Origin of the sequence: Pseudomonas sp. 34 E 7 (genome assembly GCF_900005715.1) — a bacterium.
Taxonomy (GTDB): Bacteria; Pseudomonadota; Gammaproteobacteria; order Pseudomonadales; family Pseudomonadaceae; genus Aquipseudomonas; species Aquipseudomonas orientalis_A.
In genome coordinates, this window is the sequence record NZ_CVTX01000017.1 from 1 (window position 1) to 6,303 (window position 6,303).

Consider the following 6,303-nt stretch of genomic DNA (forward strand, 5'->3'; position numbering starts at 1 on the left):
CAGGCGGCGCTGTCCATCCACTGGCGTTGCCACAGGGCATAGTCGGCGTACTGCATCGGCGCCTCGGCCAACGCCGGTTTACGCCCCTGGCGCAGCTCGCGGTAATGGCTGCAAAGCCCGTCGATGATCAGTTGCAGCGACCAGCCATCGGCGGCGATATGGTGGCAATTGAGCGCCAGCACGTGCGCCTGCGGCCCGAGGCGATACAGGCAGGCACGCAGCAGCGGCGCGCTGTCCAGGGCAAACGGAGTCATCGCGTCCTGGCGCAGCAGGTCGTGCAACTGCGCCTCGCTGGCCACCTCGATCAGCGGCAAGGCCAGCTCGGCCTTGGCGAGTATGACCTGCGACGGTTCACCGCCGTCGCTGACGAAACGGGTACGCAGGACTTCGTGCTGATCGACCAGGGCCTGCAAAGCTGCCTGCAGGTCAGCGACATGCAGGTCGCCGCTCAGGCGCACCGCGCCGGCCAGGTTGTAGGCCGGGCTTTGCGGCTGCAGTTGCTGGAGGAACCACAGGCGCTGCTGGGCGAACGACAACGGTAGGGTCTGCGGACGCGGCAGGCGCATCGGCGTGGTTTTCTCGCTGGCCTGCTGTTGTTCCAGCCACTCGGCCATGGCGGCGATGGTCGGGCGCTCAAAGACCACACGCAGGGGCAGGTCCTTGCCGCTGAGCTTGCCGATCTGGCCGATCAGTTGCGTGGCCAGCAGCGAATGCCCGCCCAGCTCGAAGAAATGATCCTCAATGCCGACCCGCGCGAGCCCCAGCACGCCCTGCCAGGCTTCGGCCAACTGCGCGTGCAGCTCAGTGCGTGGCGCCACGTAGCGCGCCTCGCTCTGGGCCGCGAAGTCGGGCGCCGGCAGGGCCTTGCGGTCGATCTTGCCGTTGGCGTTGAGCGGCATGCGCTCGAGCAGCATGAACGCGCTGGGCAGCATGTAGGGCGGCAGGTTGGCGGCAACGAACTCACGCAGCGCCTCGATGGAGGGCTGCGGCTCGGCCACCAGGTAGGCGACCAGCACCTTGGCGCGCTGCTGGTCGTCACGGGCCAGCAGCACCGCTTCACGCACGCCGGGGTAACGGGTCAGGCAGGCTTCGATCTCGTCCAGCTCGATACGGTGGCCGCGAATCTTCACCTGGTGGTCGGTACGACCGACGTACTCCAGCTCGCCATTGGCCAGGAAACGCGCCAGATCGCCGGTGCGATACAGGCGGCTGCCGTCGTTGGCGATGGGGTCGGGCAAAAACACCGCCGCCGTGCGTGCGGGGTCGGCCATATAGCCACGGCCGACCCCCACGCCGGCGACGAAGATTTCACCCACCGCACCGCGCGGCACCGGTTGCAATTCGGTATCGAGCAGGTACAGACGGTTGTTCAGGGTGGCGCGACCAATCGGCACACTGCTGCGCGCCTGGGCCAGGCGCTCGGTGAGCGGATGGAAGGCCACGTCGTCGGAGCATTCGGCCGGCCCGTAGGCGTTCATCAGCGGGATGCCGGGGTAGCGCTCGAACCAGCGCCGTGCCAGCGCCGGTGGCAGCGCCTCGCCAGTGGCCAATACCCAGCGCAGCGCGGTGCGCTCCAGGCCCGCCTCGAGCAGGCTCTGCATCAGCGACGGCACCGCTTCGAGAATGCTCACGCCATGGCGAGCGACGGCCTCGGCCAGGGCCTCGGGGTTCTGCATCACGCAGTCGCCGAGAATCACCGTGCGCGCCCCCAGCACCAGGCCGGCGAGGGTCTGCCAGACGGAGATGTCGAAGCACTGCGGCGCGCTCTGGGCGATCACGTCATCTACATTCAGGCCCAGGCCCGGCACCTTGCCGAGCATGTTGTTGAGCATCCCGGCGTGGGCCACCATCGCCCCCTTGGGCGTGCCGGTGGAGCCCGAGGTAAAGATGCAGTAGGCCAGCGACAGGCCATGCACGGGGATGTCCAGGTCGGCATCGCTGTAGCCGCCCAGGGCCGCTGGCTCGTAGCGGATCGCCGCCGGCGGCTGCGCCATCGGCTGCAGCGCCTGCTGTGCCAGCTCACCCTGCTCCACGCCATGCAACAGCAGCGGCGAACGGCTCTGGGTGAGCACTTGGGCCAGGCGTTGCGGCGGATTGCGCGGGTCCAGGGGCAGCCAGCCGGCGCCAGCCTTGAGTGTGGCGAGGATCATCACCACCAGGTCGAGGCCACGCTCATCGAGCAACGCCAGCAGGTCGCCGTCCTGCACGCCATTGGCGCGCAGATGACGGGCCAGTCGGTTGGCCGCCCGGTTCAACTGATCGAAGCTCAGGCTGCGCTCGCCATGCACCACGGCAATTCGCTCGGGGGTGCGACGCACTTGCTGTTGCAGGCGCTCGACGTACAGCGGCTGCAGTTGCGCCGCGTCCGCCGCCAGGTCACCGCTGGCCCAGGCGTGCTGTTGGGCGATCTCCGCCGCATCGAGCATGGCGATGCGTTGCAGCGGGATATCCGCCTCGCTGGCCAGGCTGTCGCCCATGTTCAGCAGCAGCGTGCGGAAATGGCGCAGCATCTGCTCGACTTCCTCGCGCAGGAACCAGTCGGTCTGGTAGGTCAACTGCAGGTGCAGGCGCTCGCCGGGCACGATCACCACGGTCACCGGATAGTTGGTGTGGGTGCGGTTGGCCATGTCGCTGATCAGGTAGTCCAACTGGCCCTGGCGCAGGCTGGCGGAGATCGGCGCGTTCTCGAACACGAACAGGCTCTGGAACAGATCCTGGCGCTGTACCTCGCTCCAGCTCTGGATCTGCGCCAGCGACACGTTTTCATGTTCGCGCAGGCTCAGGTTCTCGGCCTGCAAGGCCTTGAGCCAGGCACCGAGCGGCTGCTGCGGTTGCCAGCTCCAGCGCAGCGGCAGGCTGTTGATGAACAGCCCGACGATGCTCTCCATGCCCTGCATGTGCACCGGGCGCCCGGCCACGGTGACGCCGAACAGCAGGTCACAATTGCCGCTGTAGCGCGCCAGTACCAAGGCCCAGGCACCCTGCACCAGGGTGTTGAGGGTGATGCCCAGACCGCTGGCGGCCTGCTGCAGGCCCTGCGTCTGCTCGACGCTGAGGTGCTCGACGCAATCCTCCACCGGCTCCGGTGCATCGATCACGCGGCCAGGGTGGCCGAAACCGAACGAGGTGGGGGTGTCGAAGCCGGCCAGGCGCTGCTGCCAGAAGGCTTGATGATCCTCGGGCTTGTGCTGCTCCAGCCAGCGGATGAAGTCGCGGTACGGGCGTGGCTTGGGCAGCTCCAGACGCCGCCCCTCGCGCGCGGCGCGGTAACCGTCGAGAAAGTCCATCATGATGATGGAGAAGCACCAGGCATCCATGAGGATGTGGTGATAGCTGCGCACGAACTGGTAGGTGTCCGGGGCCAGCTTGAACAGGCGCACACGCATCAGCGGTGCCTGGGTGAAATCCAGCCCCTCGCGACGCTCCTCGGCCAGCAGATGTTCCAGACGCGCCTGCTGCTCGGCCTCGTCGATAGCCGACCAGTCCTCATAGCTGATCGGCAGTTCGACCTGCTTGTGCACCACCTGCATCGGCCGCTTCTGCTGCTTCCAGACGAAGGAGGTGCGCAGCAGTTCGTGGCGCTCCACCACCTGTGCCCAGGCCTGGCGGAACGCCTGCAGATCGAGTTGCGGCAGCACCATCACATGGCGGTACTGCAGCAGGTACATGCCCTTGCCCGGGTGCATCAGGCTGTGAAACAGCAACCCCTGCTGCATGGGCGCCAGGGGATAGATGGCCTCGATATTGCGGGAAAGTGCTTTGACCTTGTCGTTCATGCCGAGGGTCTCCTTGCCATGGGCTGGGGATGTGGGGGCGCCGGGGTTCTCATTGCAGTTGCTCGAGCAGGCCGAGGAATTCGTCGTCGGAAAGCCCCGAGTCGGCGAAGTCGGCAGCGGTGGCGCGACCAACCTCGGGGGCCAGGCAGTGTTCGAGCAGGGCTTCGATACCCTGCTGGAACTGCTGCGCCAGTGCGCCGATCAGGGCCTCGTCATGCACGTGCGGGGCGTAGCGCCATTCGATGTGCAACTGGCCCTGGTCGACCAGGGCGGTCACGTCGAGCAGATGGGTGCGGCGGGTGTCGGGGGCGCGCATGGCCGGGCACAGCGGCTGCGCCAGGCGCCACAGGCGCGAACCACCCAGCCACTGGTCGACCCGTCCCAGGTAGTTGAAGGTAAGCAGCGACGCGGCACCCAGCCCGTGCTGTGGGTCGAGGCGCAGCAGACCGTAGCCGATGCCCTGCTCCGGTACGCGGCGCAATGCTTCCTTGGCGGCGATGATCGCGTCCTCCGGCTGTTCGGCGGCACGCACGGCCAATGGGTAGCGGCTGGTGTGCCAACCCACCGAGCGCGACAGATCCGGGCCCTGCTCCCAGCCACTGCGACCGTGGCTTTCCATCTCCAGGGTGACCTGCTCGCGCCCCTGCCATTGGCCGATCACGCCAGCCAGTGCCGCGACCAGCAGATCCTGCACCTGGGTGCTGTAGGCCCCATGGCAGTCGCCCAGCAACCATTCGGTTTTCTCCAGGGACAGTTTCGTTTCCAGCGTGCGGCTTTCGCCATACACGCTGACATCACGGGCGACGTCGCCCTCCTCGGCCAACTGCGCCTGCCAGTAGTCACGCTGAGCCAGCACCTCGGGGGCCTGGCGATGACGCTGCAAGGCCTCGCTCCAGCGATCGAAGCGGGTGGAAACCGCCGGCAACGAAGCCTGCGGGTCGTGGTACAGGCTTTCCAGCTCGTCGAGCAGCACCTGCCAGGACACTGCGTCGACCAGCAGGTGATGCGCCGTACACAGCAGGTGCCCGCTGCCGGTGAAATACACCCAGCGGATCAACGGGGCTCGATCCAGTTGCCAACCCTGCTGCCACTGCTGCAGCAGCGCGTCGTCCAGCGGCTGTTCGACCACCTGCAGCAGGGTGTCGGCCATCGCCGCCGACAGCGGCTGATAGCGTTGCTGCCAGCCCTGCCCGCTCTGCTCGAAGATCAGCCGCAGGCTGCTGTGACGCCGCAACAAGCTCGCCAGCGCCGGGGCCAGGCGCGCCGGTTCCAGCGGCTGGTGAACGGCCAGCAACAGGGACTGGTTCCAGTACTGTGGCGTGGCCTGCTGCTGGTCGAAGAACCAGGCCTGGATCGGCGTCAGGGCAAAAGCGGCGCTTGGCTCGGCGCTATCGACCTTGGCTTGCTCGACCACACTGGCGAGGTCCACGGCCTGCTCGGCCCAGCCGCTGACCGAAGGGAACTCGAAGATCTGCTTGGGCTTGAGCTGCAGGCCCTGCTGCTTGGCACGGGCGATGATCTGCAGGCTGAGGATCGAATCGCCACCGACCGCAAAGAAGTTGTCGTCGGCTTGCAGTTCGGGCTTTTCGAGAATCTCCCGGGCAATCACCAGCAGGCGCTCGACCCTGGCGCGCTGTGGCGTCTGCGCCACCCGCGCCAGCGCCCGCACGCTGGGCTCGGCGAACAGTTGCTTGGGGGTAAGGGTGATCTGTTGCTGGCGTGCACGGGCAATGATCTGCAGGCCGAGAATCGAATCGCCGCCATGGGCGAAGAAGTTGTCGTCCGGGCCGATGTTCGGGTGACCCAGCAGTTCACGCCAGATCGCCAGCAAGGCGCTTTCCAGTGCACTCAACGGCTGCTCGGTACGCGACTCGAGATTGCGCGGTGCTTGCTCGGCCAGGTTCAACAGCGCCTGGCGATCGACCTTGCCATTGGCCAGCAGTGGCAGCGCCTCCAGGCAATGCCACTGCGCCGGTTGCATGTAGTCCGGCAGGCGTGCCTGCAACGCGGCCTGAATATCCGCCAGTGCGCTCGGCCCGGCGACCAGGAAGGCCACCAGGCGGTTGCCGGTCAAGGGCGTCGGTGCGTTGAGCACGCGCACGTCATCGACCTGTGGCAGCGCACGCAATTGCGCCGCCACTTCCGAAGGCTCGACGCGGTAGCCGCGAATCTTCACCTGCTCGTCCAGGCGCCCGAGAAAGAGCACCCGCCCCAGATGATCGAGGCGTACCCGGTCACCCGTGCGGTAACCCCGTGCACCGAAGCGCGCCCGATCGGCCTCGCCGGCACTCAGGTAACCACGCGCCACGGTCGCGCCCTCGATATACAACTCGCCGCTGACGCCAGCCGGCAGCACTGCGCCATCCGGCCCGCGCACGCTGACTTGCACGTTGCCCAGGGGGCGTCCGAGCGGTGCGTCACCCTCACCTTCGACGTCGTGAGTCAGCACGCCCACCGTGGTTTCGCTGGGCCCGTAGTGGTTGACGATGCGCAGCTGCGGGCTTAGGGCGCGCACCCGCGCCAGCAG

Annotated in this window: 2 protein-coding genes; both read right to left on the reverse strand. The window is 67.2% G+C overall.

All coding sequences use genetic code 11. The features are described 5' to 3' along the window. Window positions 1-3,776 (reverse strand): non-ribosomal peptide synthetase (locus tag BFP96_RS00580; protein ID WP_139113293.1); only part of this gene is annotated, 3,776 nt, incomplete at its 3' end. 49 nt (window positions 3,777-3,825) lie between these two features. Continuing rightward, on the reverse strand, window positions 3,826-6,303 hold a 2,478-nt coding region (locus tag BFP96_RS00585; RefSeq protein WP_139113294.1), incomplete at its 5' end, for an acyl carrier protein.